This window comes from Bradyrhizobium zhengyangense (assembly GCF_022012555.1).
GTDB lineage: Bacteria > Pseudomonadota > Alphaproteobacteria > Rhizobiales > Xanthobacteraceae > Bradyrhizobium > Bradyrhizobium zhengyangense.
In genome coordinates, this window is record NZ_JAKLTZ010000005.1 from 479,338 (window position 1) to 497,285 (window position 17,948).

Consider the following 17,948-nt stretch of genomic DNA (forward strand, 5'->3'; position numbering starts at 1 on the left):
TGCCCGTTGTTAGTGCTTGATCGCATTGACATCAGGTGTTCTGCTCAAAAAAGCTGCTGGAGCACCGTACCCCGTGTCGATCTACGTCGCATTACACCACGTCACGCACTACAAATACGACCGCCCGATCGATCTGGGACCGCAGACCATCCGCCTGCGGCCGGCGCCGCATACGCGGACGCCGATCCTGAGCTATTCGCTCAAGGTCACGCCATCCAATCACTTCGTGAACTGGCAGCAGGACCCGCAGGGCAACTGGCTGGCACGCTACGTCTTTCCGGAGAAGACCACCGAGCTGAAATTCGAGGTCGACTTCACGGCACAGATGACGACGGTCAATCCGTTCGACTTCTTTGTCGAGCCCTATGCCGACAGTTTTCCGTTCGAATATCCCAAGGATCTCAAGACTGAGCTGGCGCCTTATCTCGAGACCATCAAGCCCGATCCGGCCTTCGCAAAATATCTGGCCTCGATCCCACGCGAGGCGCCGAACACGGTCAACTTCCTGGTCGACCTCAATCGAGAGCTGCAGAAGAAGATCAGTTACATCATCCGCATGGAGCCCGGCGTGCAGACGCCGGAGGAAACGCTCACCTCCTGCGCCGGCTCATGCCGCGACTCGGCCTGGCTATTGATCCAGACCTTCCGTCATCTCGGTCTCGCCGCCCGCTTCGTCTCCGGCTACCTGGTCCAGATCCGCCCTGACATCGATCCGATCGAAGGACCGCCTGAGGTCGAGAACGACTTCACCGATCTGCATGCCTGGGCCGAGGTCTATCTGCCGGGCGCGGGCTGGATCGGCTTCGACGCGACGTCGGGCATGCTGGCGGGCGAGGGGCACATCCCCGTTGCCGCCACGCCGCATTATCGCTCGGCCGCGCCGATCTCGGGCGGCGCCGGCTTTGCCGAGGTCGAGTTCGCCTTCGATATGAGCGTGAAGCGCATCCGCGAAGCGCCGCGCATCACAAAGCCGTTCTCGGACGATTCCTGGGCGCGGCTCAACGATCTCGGCGAGCAGGTCGACGGCGACCTCGCCGTACAGGATGTGCGCCTCACCATGGGCGGCGAACCGACCTTCGTGTCCGTGGATGATCTCGAAGCGGCGGAGTGGAATACGGAAGCGGTCGGTCCGACCAAGCGCGCGCTCGGCGACGATTTGATCCGGCGGCTGCGCAATCGCTTCGCGCCGGGCGGCCTGCTGCATTACGGCCAGGGCAAATGGTATCCGGGCGAGAGCCTGCCGCGCTGGGCCTTCGGCCTGTACTGGCGCAAGGACGGCCTGCCGATCTGGAAGAACGCGGATCGCATCGCCAAGATCGAGAATCCCAAGCGCGCCCAGACCGAGGACGCCGAGGATTTCATGGAGGGCACGGCGGTGCGGCTCGGGCTCGATCCCGGCTACATTATTCCGGCCTATGAGGACACCGTCTATTGGCTCCAGAAGGAAGCCGAGCTTCCGATCAACGTCGATCCCTCGAACTCCCAGCTGTCCGATCCCGAAGCGCGTGCGCGCATGGCGCGGGTGTTCAATCAGGGCCTGCGGGCGCCGCGCGGCTTCGTGCTGCCGGTGCAGCGCTGGAACGCTCCGCCGCGCTGGCGCAGCGAGCGTTGGCAACTGCGTCGCGGTCATCTGTTCCTGTCGCCGGGCGATTCACCGCTCGGCCTGCGCCTGCCGCTCGGCTCTCTCGGCTATGTCCCGCCCAATCAATATCCCTACATCGTCGAGCAGGACCCGATGGAGGCGCGCGGCAAGCTGCCGGTGTTCACGCTCCCGGAGCGGCCGAAATCGCCGCAGCGGGTTGCGCCCGAGCAGCTCAACACATCTGTTCCCGTGCGCACCGCGCTGTCGATCGAAGTGCGCGACGGCGTGATCTGCGCCTTCATGCCGCCGGTTGAGCGCATCGAGGATTATCTCGAGCTGGTCGCGGCACTCGAAGCCACGGCCGAGGAGATGCAGCTTCAGGTCCATGTCGAGGGCTATGCGCCGCCGTTCGATCCGCGCATCGAGGTCATCAAGGTGACCCCGGATCCCGGTGTCATCGAGGTCAACATCCAGCCGGCGCAAAGCTGGCGCGATGCGGTCGAGATCACCTCGGGCCTCTATGAGGACGCCGGCAAGGTTCGTCTCGGCGCCAATCGTTTTCTGCTCGATGGCCGCCACACCGGTACCGGCGGCGGCAATCACGTCGTGATCGGCGGCTTGAGCCCGCAGGACTCGCCGTTCCTGCGCCGGCCTGATCTCCTCAAGAGCCTCGTGCTCTATTGGCAGCGGCATCCGTCGCTGTCCTACTTCTTCTCCGGGCTTTTCATCGGCCCGACCAGCCAGGCGCCGCGCATCGACGAAGCCCGCCACGACAGCATCTATGAGCTCGAGATCGCACTCTCGCACGTGCCGCCGCCGGGCTACCAGGTGCCGCTGTGGCTGGTGGACCGGCTGTTTCGGCATTTGCTGGTCGACATCACCGGCAACACCCATCGCTCCGAGATCTGCATCGACAAGCTCTATTCGCCTGATGGTCCGGCGGGACGTCTCGGTCTCGTCGAATTCCGCGCGCTCGAAATGCCGCCGGATCCGCGGATGTCATTGGCGCAGCAGCTCCTGATCCGCGCGCTGATCGCAAAATTCTGGCGTGAGCCGCAACAAGGCAAGTTCGTGCGCTGGGGCACGGCGCTGCATGACCGCTTCATGCTGCCGCATTTCATCTGGGAAGATTTTCAGGACGTGCTCTCCGAGCTGAAAAACTTCGGCTATGCATTCGAGCCGGAATGGTATCTGGCCCAGCTTGAATTCCGTTTCCCCGCCTTCGGCCGCGTCCACCACGGCGGCGTGACGATGGAGCTGCGGCAGGCGCTGGAGCCCTGGCATGTCCTGGGCGAAGAAGGCTCGGCCGGCGGCACCGTGCGCTATGTCGATTCGTCCGTCGAACGGCTCCAGGTCAAGGCCGAGGGCTTCGTCGAAGGCCGCCACATCATCGCCTGCAACGGCCGCCGCCTGCCGATGACCTCGACCGGCCGCTCGGCCGAGGCCGTGGCCGGGGTCCGCTTCAAGGCCTGGCAGCCGGCCTCCGGCCTGCACCCGACCATCCCGGTCCATGCGCCGCTGACGTTTGACCTGATCGACAGCTGGAACGGCCGCTCGCTCGGCGGCTGCGTTTATCACGTCGCCCATCCCGGCGGTCGCAACTACGAGACCAAGCCCGTCAACACCTACGAGGCCGAGGCGCGGCGGCTGGCGCGCTTCCAGGACCACGGCCATACGCCGGGGCCGATGCAGCCGCCGCCCGAGGAACGCACAAATGAATTCCCGCTGACCCTCGACTTGCGGACCCCGCTCCTGCAATGAGTATGATGGTGGGGCAGGGAGAGGCGCATGGGCGAGGGCGCAGCCGAAGGCGACAGAGGGACAGGTAAGGCGCAAAGCCAGCGCCGGCTCGCGCAGTGGGTCCGCGATTACAGCCGCCTGCCGGGCATCCCCGACGAGTTCCTGGGGCCCGACGGTGCCCCCCGCGCGGTCTGGAGCCGGTTCTTCGACGCTTTCGGTGCGTTGGCGCCTGACGAGGTCGAGCGGCGCTTCGGCATGGCCGACCGTCACCTTCGCGAGGCCGGCGTCACCTATCGCGCCCCCGGCGACAGCGCCGACCGGCCCTGGATGCTCAGTCATCTGCCGCTGCTGATCGACGAAGCCGACTGGAAGCAGCTCTGCGCCGGCATCACCCAGCGCGCCGAACTTCTCGAGCTCGTGCTGCGCGACATCTATGGCGAGGGCCGGCTGATCGCGGACGGCGCGCTGCCTGCCGGTGCGATCGCCGGCAGCCCCGAATATCTCCGTCCCGTCTGCGGCGTGCCGCCGCCGGGCGGCCGCTATCTCTCGCTGTATGCCGCCGATGTCGGCCGCGGGCCCGACGGCCGCTGGTGGGTGCTCGGCGACCGCACGCAGGCGCCGTCGGGCGCAGGCTATGCGCTGGAGAATCGCCTCGTGCTCTCGCGCGCCTTCTCCGATCTCTACAAGTCGATGAACGTGCCGCGCGTCGCGCCGTTCTTCGAGGCGTTTCGCGATTCGCTTCGCGCGCGCGCCGACCGCGACGAGCCGCGCATCGGCGTGCTCACGCCCGGCAGTTTCAGCGAGACCTATTTCGAGCATGCGACGCTGGCGCGCTATCTTGGCTTCCTGCTGGTCGAGGGTGACGATCTCGCCGTCAGCGACAACCGCATCCACATCCGCACCGTCGCGGGCCTGAAGCGGCTCGACGTGCTGCTCCGCCGTGTTGATTCCAATTCGCTCGATCCGCTCGAGCTCGATGCCTCCTCGCATCTCGGCGTGCCCGGCCTGATCGACGTGCTGCGCAAGGACGGCGTCGTCGTCGCCAACATGCCCGGCTCGGGCGTGTTGGAGGCGAGGGCGCTGCTCGGCTTCCTGCCGGCGCTCAGCCGTCGACTGCTCGGCGAAGAGCTGAAGATGCCGCATATCGCGACCTGGTGGTGCGGTCAGAAATCGGCGCGTGACGAGGTGCTGTCGCGGCTCAACGAGGTCGCGATCGAAGGCGCCTACCAGCGCGGTGTTCCCGGCTTCGATAGCAACGGTCCGGTGCTCGCAAGCGGGCTCGATGTAGCAGGACGTCAGCGCCTGGTGGATGCCATCGGCGCGCGCGGCATGGATTATGTCGGCCAGGAGGTGGTGCGTCTCTCCACCATGCCGGTGTGGGAGCAGGGCCAGTTGACGCCGCGGCCGTTCGTGCTGCGTGTGTTTGCGGCCGCAACGCCCGATGGCTGGGCCATCATGCCCGGCGGCTTCTGCCGCATCGCCGAGCAGGCGGACGCGCGCGCGGTGTCGATGGGCGATGGTGCGCGTGCCGCTGATGTCTGGGTTGTCTCCGAGAAGAAGGTCTCGACCGCATCTCTGCTGCCGGCAACCGACAAGGTGCGGATCCGCCGTATCGCTGGTGTGCTGCCGAGCCGCGCCGCCGACAATCTGTTCTGGCTTGGCCGCTATCTCGAACGTGCCGAAGCAACGCTGCGGCTGGTACGCGCGCTGGGCTCGCCAAGTGGACCCAACAAGGGCACCGCGGCTTCGCTGCAATCGGCCGAACGGATCCAGCGCCTGCTGGTGACCTGGGGGGCGATCTCACAGACCTCGCGCGCGGCCCCGAGCCGTATCGTCGCTGAAGCGTTGCAGAGCGAGGCGCGTTTCGGCTCGGCGTTGTCGCTGGTGCGCTCGGCGCTGCGCACGGCCACCTCCTTGCGCGAGCGGCTGTCGCCGGATGCCTGGCAGGTCATCACCGAGATGGCCGAGCGTCTCTCCTACGAGGTCGAGGACGACGACAGTGTGCTGAGCGCGGCCGAGCTGACCCTGCAGGAGCTCGCCAGCTTCGCAGGTCTTGCGCAGGAGAACATGAACCGCGCCGCCGGCTGGCGCTTCCTCGATATCGGACGCCGTACCGAGCGCGCCATCAACACCACGCGCTTTGCACGGCAGTTCGCCTATGACGAGGCGGGCGATGAGGATCTCGACATCCTGCTGACGCTGGTGGATTCCCAGATCACCTATCGCTCGCGCTATCTGCTCGCGCCGATCCTGGCGCCGGTGCGCGATCTCGCGGTGCTCGACAGCTACAATCCGCGCTCGGTCGCGTTCCAGGTCGCGACCCTGAACGAGCATATCGCGGCGCTGCCGAGCCTGAAGGAGCACGGCCTGATCGAAAAGCCGCAGCGGCTTGCGGTGGCGGTGCAGGCGATGCTGGCGACCGCGGAGGCGGAGAAGCTCGAGGTCAAGGCGCTGTTTGCGCTGGAGCAGGATCTGCTCGGCCTCGCCGAGGCGATCGGGCTGCATTATTTCCCGCACGGCCCGAATGCGAGCCGGCCGGAAAAATTGACGGGGCTGGCGTGATCTACGACATCCGGCACGTCACCACCTACGAATATGAGAGCCCGGTCAGCTTCGCCCGCTGCACGCTGCGGCTCGAGCCGAACAGCGGTCACGGTCAGGAGTTGATCTCGCACAAGGTCGAAATCCGCCCGCGCCCGTCGGAGCGCAACGTCCGGCGCGACTTCTTTGGCACGCTGACCGAGAGCATCGTGATCGAGGCCGCGCATCGCAATTTGCGCATCGACTCGCGCTCGCGTGTTTCAGTCGATCGCAAGCCGCCGGCGCGCGATGCCGCGAACCCGTCCTGGGAGAGCATCCGCGATATTGCCTTCGAAGCCACGAGTCTCGGGCCATCCTCGCCGGTCGGCTATGTCTTTGCGAGCCCGCTGGTGCCTGTTTTGCGCCCCGTCAGCGCCTATGCCGTGGAGAGCTTCAAGCCCGATACCGGCATCATCGCCGGCGCGGTTGATCTCATGCACCGCATACGCGCCGAGTTTCGCTACGATCCCAAGGCCACCGCCATCTCGACGCCGCTCAACGAGGTCTTCGACAAGCGCCATGGCGTCTGCCAGGATTTTGCGCATGTCATGATCGCGGGGCTTCGCGGGCTCGGCCTGCCTGCGGCCTATGTCAGCGGTTATTTGCGCACCATTCCGCCGCCGGGCCAGACGCGCTTGCAGGGCGCGGACGCAACCCATGCCTGGGTGTCGCTATGGTGTGGGGCGGAGCTCGGTTGGATTGATTTCGATCCGACCAACGATCTCCTGGTCGCCAACGACCACATCGTGCTGGCGATCGGCCGCGACTTCTCCGATGTGTCTCCGGTCGACGGCATCATCGTCGGCTCGCCGAAGCAGAAGCTCGGCGTCGCCGTGGACGTGCTGCTGGTGGAATGACCGTCGTTTCACGGACTCCGGTGTGTGACCGAATGCGTCTGGTTGCGGGAAATTTGTTTCATCGTATTTCCTCGATCTGCCGAACGGCGGTTCATTAACACGCTGTTAACGCTACCCCGCGACATGTTGGCTCAGGTTCAACGCTGCTTCGGGGGCGTCACCGCCGGAGACCACATGACGTCACCATCGATGGCTCTCGCGCAGCCTGCCGCCGGCACGCCAAATATTGCGGACATGCTGCGCACCGGCCGCGAACACTACCGGCGCGGCGAGATCAAGCCCGCAATCGCGGTATTTCAGGCCGGACTCGCGCTTGCGACGACGGCGTCGATCGGTGTCGTCGTCGACCGCGTTGCCGATCTGCACGCGGCGCTCGCCAATGCCTTCATGCTCTGCGACGACATCTGTTCTGCAGCCGAGAACTACAAGGCAGCGTTGCGCATCGCGCCGCATCTCGTCGCCTGCTGGTGCAATCTCGGCATCGTCCACCAGCGCACCGGCATGATTCAGGATGCGATTTCGCTGTATCTGGAGGCGCTCAGGCGCAATCCGGGCCATCGGCCGTCGCGTACCAATTTGGTCGAGGCGCTGGTGGCGACGCGGCAGTTCGCGATCGCCAAGACTTTGCTGCTCGAATTGATCGAGGAGACGCCCGATGACGCGGATCTCCGCAGCCAGCTCGGCAAGGTCTGCTTCGAGCTCGGCGAGACCGGTGAGGCCGTCGCGCAATTCGAGCAGGCCATGGCGCTCGCGCCCGAACAGGCCGAGAATTTTTACTGGGTCGGGGCGATCCGTCAGGTGCGCGGCGAAGAGGAACAGGCGGAGGTCGCTTACGCCCGCGCTGCGCAAGTGCATCCGATCCTGTGCAGACAGGCGACCCAGTCGCCGCCTGCGTTTCGGGCGCTGGCGCTGTTTGCACCTTTTGTCGGCAACACGCCGGTCGAATTCCTGTTCAAGGATTGCGGCTACGAGACCTGCATCCTGTCGCTCTTGCCCGGTTGCCAACCGGATATCGCGCTGCTGGCGCGTGAGGCTGACATCGTCGTCAACCTCGTCTCAGACGCCGATCAGGGCACGGAAGTGCTTCCGCTCGCCGCGGCCATTGCACGCGATCTCGGCAAGCCAGTCGTCAACGATCCCGCAAAAATCCGGAGTACGACGCGCGACGCCACGGCTCTGGCGCTCGCCGACGTCGAGGGCTGCCGCGTGCCACGCACGGTCCGTATCGCAGCCGGCGAGGGGCTCCCTGATGGTCTCAAGCTCGCTTTTCCAGTGCTGGCGCGACAGGCCGGCATGCATGGTGGCGACCTCTTCGAGAAGCTCGACGATCTGGCTGCACTGGTCTCGTTCCTCGCGGCACATGCGGACCATGACCGCTACGTGATCGACTATATCGATTATCGCTCTGCAGACGGCTTTTTCCGCAAGTACAGGTTCTTGTTCGTGGGCGAGGAAATCCTGCCCTATCATCTGGCGATTGGCGACGACTGGAAGCTCCATCGCGATGCGACGGAGATGGGCCGTCATGCCTGGATGCAGGCCGAGGAGGAGCACTTTCTGCGTGCCCCCGAGCAGGTCTTCAGCCCGCGCCACTATGCGGCGTTGCGAGTCATTCGCGATCGTATCGGTCTCGACTATTTCGGCATCGATTGCGGATTGGACCCTGACGGCCGTCTCGTCGTGTTCGAGGTCAACGCCTCCATGCTGGTGCACGACCAGAATCCGGAATTTCCCTACAAGAATCCGTATATTCGCGGGATCAAGGTCGCATTCGACGGCATGCTTGCGCGCCTCGCGCGAGGGAATTGACGCGTCCGTCCGCAACGCGGTGCAGGCGTCCAAGCCGCGCCGCAGCAGCGCTCCCGGCACTCATGGTGTGTCCCTTGCAAGATGAACGGCCGGCGCCTGGCCGCGGGCTGCATCGGACCGTGACCGCAACCGTGATGCTGCGCGGCGGCAGAGTAACATATTTACGTATTTTTGTTCCGGGATTTGGTCAGTCGCCCCAGATTGGGCTATGCTGGAGCCTGCGTCGAGGACGACAATGAGGCGTCGGGAGTTGCCGTGGGACACCACCGACAGACGGGGCTGCACCCATGATCACGTTACCGCGACTGGCGGCTGAATCCCTCGAGGAATTCCTCGGTAGCTTCATGCGTCGCCGGTACGATGAGGCTTCCGCAAGTATCGTCGAAAGCGCGACGCGCACCGCGATGGAATGCATCGGCAACAGCGATGCGCTCTATCACAATATCGAGCATACGATGCTGGTGACGCTGGCAGCCCAGGCCATTCTCCGCGGCCGAAGCCTTCACACCCATCTGTCGGGTGAAGATTACGTTCATGTCCTGATCGCCTGCCTCGCCCACGACATCGGCTATGTGCGCGGGCTGTTCGAGGAGGACGACGCCGACGGCTTCGTCATCGATGCGGCCGACACCAAGATCTCATTGCCGCGCGGTGCATCGGATGCGAGCCTGATGATGTATCATGTCGATCGCTCGAAGCTGTATGTCACGCGGAGGTTGCGGCATATTCCGGGAGTTGATCCGGAGCGCGTCGCCCGCGCCATCGAAGGCACGCGCTTTCCGGCGCGCCAGGGCCAGGAATATGACGACGAGGCCTCGATCCTCCGTGCCGCCGACTTCATCGGCCAGCTCGGCGATCCCAACTATCTGCGCAAGGCCAATGCGCTCTATTACGAGTTCGAGGAGGTCGGCATGAACCGCCAACTCGGCTACGATTCGCCCGCGGACATCGTGAACCGTTATCCGCAATTCTATTGGAACAGCGTCGCACCGCACATCCAGACCGAGATCGGCTATCTCAACAAGACCGAGATCGGCCGGCAGTGGATCGCCAATCTCTACAGCAACGTGTTCCGCGCCGAACGCGATATCTCGTTGTCCGGACCGCAGAAATAGCCGTGGAAGGTTTTGGGCTTCCGGGTGATCCGACTACGCTGCCCGCACGTTGAGAGGACGTTGCGCAGCAGTTTCGGATCACACACATGCAGAAGTTTGGCGGCCTCGCGGCCTTTGTTGTCGCAACTGTCGGAATCGGGATCGCGGTCGGGACGATCAATCTTCCCGGCGAATGGTACGCCGCCCTGCACAAGCCGCCGTTCAATCCGCCGAACTGGATCTTTGCTCCGGTTTGGTCGGTGATTTATGTCTTGATCGCTGTGGCCGGCTGGCGAACCTGGGAAAGGGACAAACGCGGCGTGGGCATGGCGCTGTGGGGCGCGCAGATGCTGCTCAACTTCATCTGGTCGCCGGTGTTTTTCTCGGCGCATCGTATCGATCTCGCCCTTGCGGTGATCGTCGTCCTGCTTGTCACGATTATCGGCTTCATTGTCGTTTGTTGGCGAGCCGACCGAGCTGCGGCGGTGCTGTTCCTGCCCTATGCCGCGTGGGTGGCGTTCGCCACGCTGCTCAATGCGAGCATCTGGCTGCTCAATTGAGCGGCTCAGCCGGTCTGCGCGACTGCACCACTCGTCCCGGCTTTGACGCAATCGCGTCGGACCGAGTCCAGCGTGCGTCGCAGCCAGGTCTTGATCGTACCGACCGGAACTCCGAAGCGCTGCGCCAGCATCAACCGGCTTTCACCGTCAAGATAGGCGCGCGACAGCAACTGCCGGCGCTGATCCGGGAGCCGCTCGATCGCGCGCGCGACGATCGGCTCGGCGAAGTCGTAATCGAATGCGTCTTCGGTCGCGGCGGTGTCGGGCACCGCCAGCGCTTCATCGAGTTCCGCCGTCGGCATCTGCTTGAGCCGCGCTGCGTCGATCGCGGTGTTGCGCATGATCGCGCACATCCAGGTGATCGGTGACGAACGGAGCGGATCGAAGTGAGCTGCATGCTTCCAGATCTTCAGATAAGCATCCTGGAGCAGATCGTCGAGGTCTGCATCGGACGGCGCGATCGGGCGCGCCGTCTTGCGCAGCTTGTTGCGCGTCGCGGCAAAGAGCTCGGCGAAGGCGCGCTGGTCGCCGCGCCCGACGCGGGCGAGAAGATCGCTCAAGCGCTCGATCGTCGGGTCCCGTGCCGTCAGTCTGCCGCAGCTCATTCCCTCGTCCTCCAGCATTACCTGCCAGCAGAACGACGGCGCGACGCGACTGGATCACATGAGGGCGCTCAAAGCCGCACGAAGGGCGAGATCAATCGGCCAAGCCAGCCGTGCATCTGCAAGTCCCCGCTCATGGCCACAAGGCACAGGCACGGCATGTCGCTGCCGACGAGCGGCTGGTGGTCGACCTCGCCGTCGCCGAAGTCGAAATCGCCTGGCCGGTATTCGCCGCCCTGATGGCTGAAGCTGCCTTTGAGCACCAGGGTCAGCTCGGTCCCGGTGTGCGAATGCTCCAGCATGCGCGTTCCGGGCGCGGACCACAGCAGGAACGCGCGCGACTTATCCGCGCCGGGCAGGACGATCGGTTGCATCTTGACGCCCGGCGCCACGCGCCGGCTCTTGGCGAACCGGCATCTGCGCAGCATCTCGGGCAGGTCGTCGTCGAGCAGCGGCACCGGCTGCGAAGAGGTCGGCGCCGGCGTCGATGCCGTCTCCGGCTCGTCGATCGCAGCCATGATGGTCGCGAACGCGTCGTCCGCCATGGCGACCGGAGCGGCCTGTTCGAGCGCGGCACCTGCAAGCTGCTCGATCGCGGCGATGAAGCGCTGGCAATTTGGGCATTGCGCGGCATGGACGCCGATGACGAGACGGTCGGCTTCGTCGAGCCGGCCTGCGGCAAAATCCGCCAGCAGATCGTCGGGGGGATGGTGGTTGATGGTCATGTCAGTCGTCCAAGAGATCTTTGAGCCGCGCCATGGCGAGCCTGATGCGAGACTTCACCGTCCCGAGCGGGATACCGAGCCGCTCGGCGATCTCGCCGTGCGGGTGCTCCTCGATAAACGACATCCGGATCACAGTGGATTGCTCGTCCGACAATTGCTGGATCGCTGCCGATACGCGCGATACGTCGTCGCTCCGGCTCATCATGGTCTCGGGCGAGAGAGCGACCTCAGGCGTTTCATCGCGTTCTGCATTCACCGCAGCCTTGGCCCGCCGCGCCGCAGCCCTGGCAGAATCGATGCGCAGATTGCGCGCGATCGTGAAGATCCACGCAGCCGCGCCCGCGGACGCCGGGTCGAATTGGGCCGCCTTCCGCCACACCGTCAGCAGGGTCATTTGCGCGATCTCCTCCGCGGCATCGGCGCTCATCCCGGTCTTGACCAGGAATCCCTTCACGCGCGGAGCAAAATGCTCGAACAACAGCTTGAACGCGCCCCGATCGCCATGGGCCGCCACGCGTCCGATCAATTCAGCCCATTCCACGGTCGCCTTGGGCCTTTCGTTGGGCCTTTCGCCTGAAAATCCGCGAGGCCGGTCCCGCCGAGCAGCCGCCGCAGGGGTCCTGCGCCACACGGACCTGCTCACAGCGCGAAGACCGGTCGTCATGGAGCCTCGGTTGACATGTCCAGTCCCTAACGACGGGCGCGGTCAGCCGGATCACTCCAGGAGTCCTCTTTTTTAGAGGCCCTGCGCGGCCACGACAAGCGGCGCGACCCGGAACCTCGGGGATCGACGACGAGAAGGCGTCGAGGCCGCCTGAGACGGCCGGTCAAACCTCTCGGCCATGCAGCTTCCAGAGCTCGTAGACGGTGTCCCAATCGGGAAGCTGATCGGGCGCGTAGCCGAAGATTTTGCCGGTCCCGAGGCTGCGGATGTTCTTCATCGCCTTGAGATGCGCTCCGCTCGCAACGAAATGGCGCATGCTGACAAGATCCGACCATGCCGTCAGCGTGTGATAAGTTCCGCCGACGACCTTCGCTTCGACTGCGACAACTCCGGCGGCACGACGCGCCTGCGCCAGCGATTGGACCGTTCGCCACCAGAATCGCGGCAACTGTGCGATACCGCGCGGGCGGAAGCCGGTCATGGAGACATAGACCATGCTGCACCTCGATCGTGATGCGGCAGGAACGGTGCGCAAAAGGAGTTGGATCACCGACGGGCGCGAGTTAGGCTCGAGCGCCAGGTCGAGTGAGCAGCATGCAATACAAATCCGTTACGACTGACGTTCTGGACATTGCCTATCTCGACTACGGCGCGCCCGATGGCTGGCCCTGCATCATGGGCCACGGTTTTCCCTATGACGTGAACGCCTATGCCGAGGCCGCGCCGATCATCGCGCAGGCCGGCGCGCGGGTGCTGGTGCCGTGGCTGCGCGGGTACGGGCCGACGCGGTTCCGTTCGGCTCAGACGTTGCGGTCCGGCGAGCAGGCGGCGCTGGGTGCCGATCTGCTGGCCTTCATGGACGCGCTCGAAATCGAACGCGCCGTCGTCGGTGGCTATGATTGGGGCGGCCGCGCGGCCTGCGTCGTCTCGGTGCTGCACCCTGAGCGCGTCGTCGGGCTCGTCTCCGGCAATTCCTACAACATCCAGAACATCGCGCGCGCGATGGAGCCGGCCTCGCCGCCGGTGGAGGCGGCGCTTTGGTATCAATATCTCTTCCACAACGAGCGCGGCCGCCGCGCGCTGGAGCGCAACAGGCGCGGCTTCGCCCGGCAGCTCTGGATGATGTGGTCGCCCAAATGGCAATTCGACGATGCGACATTCGAAAAGAGCGCGGTGTCGTTCGACAATCCCGACTTCGTCGACGTCGTGATCCATTCCTATCGCCATCGCTTCGCGCTGGTCGAAGGCGATCCCGCCTACGTCGCGATCGAAGCGAAGCTCGCCGCGCAGCCACAGGTCCGCGTCCCCACCATCGCGATCGACGGCGACAGCGACGGCGTCATCCCGGGCACCGCCCACCACGCGGAGAAATTCGAGGGCTTCTTCGAGCGGCGCGTCTTCGCCGGTGCCGGCCACAATCTGCCGCAGGAACGGCCGGCCGAATGGGCGCAGGCTGTGCTGGACGTACGGAAAGCGGCATCCTGATTTTCCCGATCGCAGGAACTTTTCGCGGCCGCCGTCGTCCAATCCTGAACTGCCAGGGAGATGACCATGACCGAGGACAAGAAGCCGAGCGGATCCGACCTGACCAAGGGCGTGTCGCTGAGCGCGTTCAAGGACGGCAAATTGCTTGGCCATGTCGGTGAGGAGGACGTTTTGCTCGTCCATGCCGGCGGTGAGATCTTCGCGATCGAGCCGCTTTGCAGCCACTATCACGGCCCACTTGCCGAGGGGCTGGTGGTTGACGACACCATCCGCTGCCCCTGGCATCATGCCTGCTTCGCCTTGCGCACGGGCGAAGCCACGCGGCCGCCGGCGCTGAGTGCGCTGGCGGTGTGGGACGTTGCGCGCGATCAGGACAGGATCACCGTTGCGCGCAAGCGCGAAGCGCCGAAGCCGCGGACGGCTCATCGCAGCGCGCCGACACCCGAAAAGTTCGTCATCGTCGGCGGCGGCGCGGCTGGCTTTGCGGCGGCCCAGACGCTTCGCCGCGAAGGATTTGCCGGCGCCATCACCATGCTCAGCAATGACGGCGCAATGCCGGTCGACCGGCCCAACCTCTCCAAGGACTATCTCGCCGGCAACGCGCCGGAAGACTGGCTGCCGCTGCGCGGCGAGGACTATTACCGGGACGCCGGCATCGATATCAGGCTGAACACTGATGTCTCGGGGATCGACCCGAAGACGCGGAGCGTCACGCTCGGCAATGGCGACAAGCTGCCATTCGATCGGGTGCTGCTCGCGACCGGTGCGGAGCCGGTCAAGCTCCAGATTGCAGGCGCCGACCAGCCGCGTGTCCACACCTTGCGCTCCGTCGCCGACAGCCGCGCCATCATCAAGGCATCAGGGAGTGCCAAGCGCGCGCTCGTGATCGGCGCCAGCTTCATCGGGCTTGAGGTTGCTGCCTCCTTGCGGGCGCGCAAGATCGAGGTCCACGTGGTCGCGCCCGAGGAGCGGCCGATGCAGAAGGTGCTCGGCCCCGAGATGGGCGACTTCATTCGTGCGCTGCATGAAGAGAACGGCGTGGTCTTCCACCTCGAGGACACCGTGGAAAAGCTCGAAGGCACGCGTGCGACGCTGAAGAGCGGCGCTGTCATCGAGGCCGACCTCGTTGTAGCAGGCATCGGCGTCAAGCCACGCCTGGTGCTGGCCGAGCAGGCGGGGCTTGCCGTCGATCGCGGCGTCAGCGTGAGCGAATATCTGGAGACCAGCGTCGCCGGAATCTTCGCGGCCGGCGATATCGCGCGCTGGCCCGATCCGCATTCGCGGCAGACCATTCGCGTCGAGCATTGGGTGGTGGCGCAGCGGCAGGGCCAGACCGCGGCGCGCAACATGCTCGGCAGGCGCGAGCGTTTCGATGCCGTGCCGTTCTTCTGGAGCCAGCATTATGACGTGCCGATCAACTATGTCGGCCACGCCGAGAGCTTTGACGACATCGCCATCGACGGCAGCATCAAGGACCGGGATTGCCTGCTGAAGTACCGCAAGGATGGCCGGGTGCTCGCGGTTGCCTCAATTTATCGCGATCTCGATAATCTCAAGGCCGAGCTTGAGATGGAGCGGTCGCGCGCTTGATCTGCGTCAACGCTGGCGCCCGCCTGGCTGATCTGCTGGCTGTCGTCCCGGCGCCGTGCTATCCTGAGATGTGCTCTGGGGCATCACATGCAGGAGGCGCGTCATGACGTCTGCTTCGGATACCTCTCCCCATCCTGGCCTCGGCTCCGGCATCGCGGCGTTGCACGGCAAATGGGGCTGGATCGTCGCCCTCGGCGTCGTCTACCTGATCGCCGGCTTCGTCGCGCTCGGCAGTGTGGTGATGGCGACGGTGGCGAGCGTGATCGTGGTCGGCGCAATGATGATCGTTGCCGGAGGCGCCGAGATCATCGGCGCCTTCCAGATGAAGAGCTGGGGCAAGTTCCTGATCTGGGTGCTGCTCGGCGTGCTCTATGTCATCGCCGGCATCCTCACCTTCGATAATCCGCTGTTCGCGGCAGTCCTGCTGACGCTGTTTCTCGGCATATCGTTGATCGCGTCCGGCGCTGTCAGGCTGTTTCTCGCCTTCAGCATGAAGCGCGAGAGTCCGTGGGTGTGGGTCGCGCTGTCAGGCGCCATCACGCTGCTGCTCGGTCTCTTGATTGTGGCGCGCTGGCCGGTCAACAGCGTCTACATCCTCGGCCTGTTCCTCGGCATCGATTTGATCATGGCGGGCGCCGGCTGGGTGAGCCTGGGCTTCAGCCTGAAACGGCGGCACTAGGCGGGACGGGAAGGGGGAACGCGATGCGTTGGCTCTACATTGCCGTCATCGTTCTGTTCGCTGCCGCGACGGTGATCTTTGCCGCGCAGAATTTCGAGACGGTCACGATCTCCTTCTTCAGGATGAATCTCAGCCTGCCGCTCGCGGTCCAGACCCTGGTCGTCTACCTGCTGGGAGCGGCGACCGGCGGCAGCCTGTTCGCGTTGTTGCGGCGTTCCTATACGGGATCGAAGCGCGGCGCCGAGTAACCAGCAACTCGACGCAAGACCATCCTGCGGAACTCCGCTGAGCTGACGCACTGGCAAAAGGCAGCACGCCGCGTGATCGCTTCGCGCGGACGATAAGCTCCGGGGAGAAACCACCCTCAACACCACGCCGCAGGATTTCTGGCCGATCAAGCACGACTATAGGCTCCAGTTCGACGGCAACGACTGGGTGGCTGCGAGCGAACTCTTGCGCGGGACGTGAGCGAGCCGGGTGAGTGGGCGCTCCCCGCTCGCTCGGTACCGTAGGGTGGGCAAAGGCGCACTTGCGCCGTGCCCACCATCTCTCTCGATCGAAAAAAATGCGTGGGCACGCTTCCGCTTTGCCCACCCTACGATACTGGCGCGAAGGTGGACGAACAGGAGACCCTTATGCACTTCCAACACTCCGCCCGGTCGCTCGAGCTTCAGGAGCGCGTCCGCCGGTTCATGCTGGAGCAAGTCGAGCCGGTCGAGGAGCTCTATTACGAGCAGGTGAAGCCGGAAGCGGCGCGCTACAAGACGCCGCAAGTGTTGCAGGACCTGAAGCGGCTGGCGCGCGAGCAGGGGCTTTGGAATCTCTCCGGCGAGCACGGTCCCGGCCTCTCTAATCTCGAATATGCCCCCTTGAAGGAGATCATGGGCCGCATTCTCTGGGCGCCGGAGGTGTTCAACTGCTCGGCGCCCGATGTCGGCAACATGGAGGTGCTCGCGAATTACGGCACGCCCGCGCAACAAGAGCGCTGGCTAAAACCGCTGCTGGAGGGGCGCATCCGCTCCGGCTTCTCGATGACCGAGCCGCAGGTCGCCTCCAGCGATGCCACCAACATCCAGTGTGCGATCACGCGTGACGGCGACGACTATGTCATCAACGGCCGCAAATGGTTCACCTCAGGCGCGATGAACGAGGATTGCGAGATCCTGATCGTGATGGGCAAGACCGCGCCTGACGATCCCGATCGTCACCGTCAGCAATCCATGATCCTGGTGCCCAGGAACACGCCCGGCGTCCGCATCGTCAGGGACATGCTCACCTACGGCTATGATGACGCGCCGGCCGGCCATCCCGAGATCGTCTACGACAATGTCCGCGTGCCCGCCGAGAACATGCTGCTCGGCGAAGGCCGCGGCTTCGAGATCGCGCAGGGGCGGCTCGGTCCCGGCCGCATCCATCATTGCATGCGGCTGATCGGCTGCGCCCAGCGCGCGCTGGAATTGATGTGCCGGCGCTCGGTGTCGCGGGTGGCCTTCGGCAAGCCGCTCGCCGAGCAGGGCTCGGTGCGCGAGGACATCGCGCACTCCTTCTGCGAGATCACGCAGGCGCGGCTGCTCACGCTGCAAGCCGCCGACAAGATGGACCGCGAGGGCAACAAGGCCGCGCGCGACCTGATCGCCGCCGCCAAGATCGTGGTGCCGAGCATGGCTGCCCGCGTCATCGACCGCGCCATCCAGATCCATGGCGCCGCCGGCGTGTCGCAGGACACGTTCCTCGCGCGCGCCTATGTCTATGCCCGCTTCATCCGCATCGGCGACGGCCCCGATCAAGTGCATCTCGCCGCCATCGGCAAGGAACTGATCAAGCACGGTGGTGTCATCGGAGGCTAGAGCTTCTGTTGCAAGACAACGGTATGCAAAGGTTCTGAAGTTCCGCGCCATTGCGGTTTTCACGGACGTTGCGCAGTGGATCCTGCCGCTGAGCACGTAAGACTCCGGGGGGCGACCGCGGAGGTCATGTTGCT

At 64.9% G+C, this 17,948-nt stretch carries 15 protein-coding genes; 11 read left to right on the plus strand and 4 right to left on the minus strand.

Going from position 1 to position 17,948, the window contains the following annotated elements; translation table 11 throughout:
- Nucleotides 1-73: 73 nt before the first annotated feature.
- From L6639_RS22335 to L6639_RS22360, 6 genes are all read left to right on the plus strand, one after another.
- Nucleotides 74-3,343 (plus strand): transglutaminase family protein, encoded by a 3,270-nt coding sequence (locus L6639_RS22335; RefSeq protein WP_237863779.1) that lies wholly within the window; start codon nt 74-76, stop codon nt 3,341-3,343.
- Between the two features lie 27 nt (nt 3,344-3,370).
- A complete protein-coding gene (locus L6639_RS22340; protein WP_237863780.1) occupies nt 3,371-5,884 on the plus strand; it encodes a circularly permuted type 2 ATP-grasp protein in 2,514 nt (837 codons plus the stop codon).
- On the plus strand, nt 5,881-6,759 hold the full coding sequence (locus L6639_RS22345) for a transglutaminase family protein (RefSeq protein WP_237863781.1): 879 nt from the start codon (nt 5,881-5,883) through the stop codon (nt 6,757-6,759). The genes L6639_RS22340 and L6639_RS22345 overlap by 4 nt, the downstream gene beginning before the upstream one ends.
- A gap of 174 nt (nt 6,760-6,933) precedes the next feature.
- Complete coding sequence (locus tag L6639_RS22350; RefSeq protein WP_237863782.1) at nt 6,934-8,568, plus strand: tetratricopeptide repeat protein; 1,635 nt, start codon at nt 6,934-6,936, stop codon at nt 8,566-8,568.
- Nucleotides 8,569-8,855: 287 nt separating this feature from the next.
- On the plus strand, nt 8,856-9,683 hold the full coding sequence (locus tag L6639_RS22355) for an HD domain-containing protein (protein WP_237863783.1): 828 nt from the start codon (nt 8,856-8,858) through the stop codon (nt 9,681-9,683).
- Between the two features lie 86 nt (nt 9,684-9,769).
- The gene (locus L6639_RS22360; RefSeq protein WP_237863784.1) at nt 9,770-10,222 is read left to right on the plus strand and encodes a TspO/MBR family protein; all 453 of its coding nucleotides are present in this window, start codon (nt 9,770-9,772) and stop codon (nt 10,220-10,222) included.
- A gap of 5 nt (nt 10,223-10,227) precedes the next feature.
- Here L6639_RS22360 and L6639_RS22365 read toward each other — a convergent pair whose 3' ends face one another.
- The 4 genes from L6639_RS22365 to L6639_RS22380 all read right to left on the minus strand — a co-directional run bounded on the left by L6639_RS22365 (nt 10,228) and on the right by L6639_RS22380 (nt 12,709).
- Nucleotides 10,228-10,827 carry a sigma-70 family RNA polymerase sigma factor gene (locus tag L6639_RS22365; protein WP_237863785.1) on the minus strand — a complete coding sequence of 200 codons (600 nt, stop codon included), beginning with the start codon at nt 10,825-10,827 and terminating at the stop codon, nt 10,228-10,230.
- A 68-nt stretch (nt 10,828-10,895) separates the two neighbouring features.
- A complete protein-coding gene (locus L6639_RS22370; RefSeq protein WP_237863786.1) occupies nt 10,896-11,549 on the minus strand; it encodes a ChrR family anti-sigma-E factor in 654 nt (217 codons plus the stop codon).
- 1 nt (nt 11,550) lies between these two features.
- A complete protein-coding gene (locus L6639_RS22375) occupies nt 11,551-12,090 on the minus strand; it encodes a sigma-70 family RNA polymerase sigma factor (RefSeq protein WP_333909386.1) in 540 nt (179 codons plus the stop codon).
- Nucleotides 12,091-12,376: 286 nt separating this feature from the next.
- Nucleotides 12,377-12,709, minus strand: a complete 333-nt coding sequence (locus L6639_RS22380; protein WP_237863788.1) for a hypothetical protein — start codon at nt 12,707-12,709, stop codon at nt 12,377-12,379.
- A gap of 98 nt (nt 12,710-12,807) precedes the next feature.
- On the opposite strand from L6639_RS22380, the gene L6639_RS22385 reads away from it, so the two are divergent.
- The 5 genes from L6639_RS22385 to L6639_RS22405 all read left to right on the plus strand — a co-directional run bounded on the left by L6639_RS22385 (nt 12,808) and on the right by L6639_RS22405 (nt 17,814).
- A complete protein-coding gene (locus L6639_RS22385) occupies nt 12,808-13,698 on the plus strand; it encodes an alpha/beta fold hydrolase (protein WP_237863789.1) in 891 nt (296 codons plus the stop codon).
- Nucleotides 13,699-13,764: 66 nt separating this feature from the next.
- A complete protein-coding gene (locus L6639_RS22390) occupies nt 13,765-15,288 on the plus strand; it encodes an FAD-dependent oxidoreductase (RefSeq protein WP_237863790.1) in 1,524 nt (507 codons plus the stop codon).
- A gap of 103 nt (nt 15,289-15,391) precedes the next feature.
- The gene (locus tag L6639_RS22395) at nt 15,392-15,967 is read left to right on the plus strand and encodes an HdeD family acid-resistance protein (protein ID WP_237863791.1); all 576 of its coding nucleotides are present in this window, start codon (nt 15,392-15,394) and stop codon (nt 15,965-15,967) included.
- A gap of 23 nt (nt 15,968-15,990) precedes the next feature.
- The gene (locus L6639_RS22400; RefSeq protein WP_237863792.1) at nt 15,991-16,215 is read left to right on the plus strand and encodes a LapA family protein; all 225 of its coding nucleotides are present in this window, start codon (nt 15,991-15,993) and stop codon (nt 16,213-16,215) included.
- Nucleotides 16,216-16,602: 387 nt separating this feature from the next.
- Entirely contained in the window at nt 16,603-17,814 is a 1,212-nt protein-coding gene (locus L6639_RS22405; protein WP_237863793.1) for an acyl-CoA dehydrogenase family protein, read from the plus strand.
- Nucleotides 17,815-17,948: the final 134 nt, after the last annotated feature.

Excerpts from the sequence above, each read along its gene's own strand:
- L6639_RS22340 (WP_237863780.1), top strand. The coding sequence starts at position 3,371 with ATGGGCGAGGGCGCAGCCGAAGGCGACAGAGGGACAGGTAAGGCGCAA.
- L6639_RS22390 (WP_237863790.1), top strand. The coding sequence starts at position 13,765 with ATGACCGAGGACAAGAAGCCGAGCGGATCCGACCTGACCAAGGGCGTG.
- L6639_RS22405 (WP_237863793.1), top strand. The coding sequence starts at position 16,603 with ATGCACTTCCAACACTCCGCCCGGTCGCTCGAGCTTCAGGAGCGCGTC.
- L6639_RS22355 (WP_237863783.1), top strand. The coding sequence starts at position 8,856 with ATGATCACGTTACCGCGACTGGCGGCTGAATCCCTCGAGGAATTCCTC.
- L6639_RS22360 (WP_237863784.1), top strand. The coding sequence starts at position 9,770 with ATGCAGAAGTTTGGCGGCCTCGCGGCCTTTGTTGTCGCAACTGTCGGA.
- L6639_RS22395 (WP_237863791.1), top strand. The coding sequence starts at position 15,392 with ATGACGTCTGCTTCGGATACCTCTCCCCATCCTGGCCTCGGCTCCGGC.
- L6639_RS22370 (WP_237863786.1), bottom strand. The coding sequence starts at position 11,549 with ATGACCATCAACCACCATCCCCCCGACGATCTGCTGGCGGATTTTGCC.
- L6639_RS22365 (WP_237863785.1), bottom strand. The coding sequence starts at position 10,827 with ATGAGCTGCGGCAGACTGACGGCACGGGACCCGACGATCGAGCGCTTG.
- L6639_RS22380 (WP_237863788.1), bottom strand. The coding sequence starts at position 12,709 with ATGGTCTATGTCTCCATGACCGGCTTCCGCCCGCGCGGTATCGCACAG.
- L6639_RS22400 (WP_237863792.1), top strand. The coding sequence starts at position 15,991 with ATGCGTTGGCTCTACATTGCCGTCATCGTTCTGTTCGCTGCCGCGACG.
- L6639_RS22385 (WP_237863789.1), top strand. The coding sequence starts at position 12,808 with ATGCAATACAAATCCGTTACGACTGACGTTCTGGACATTGCCTATCTC.
- L6639_RS22350 (WP_237863782.1), top strand. The coding sequence starts at position 6,934 with ATGACGTCACCATCGATGGCTCTCGCGCAGCCTGCCGCCGGCACGCCA.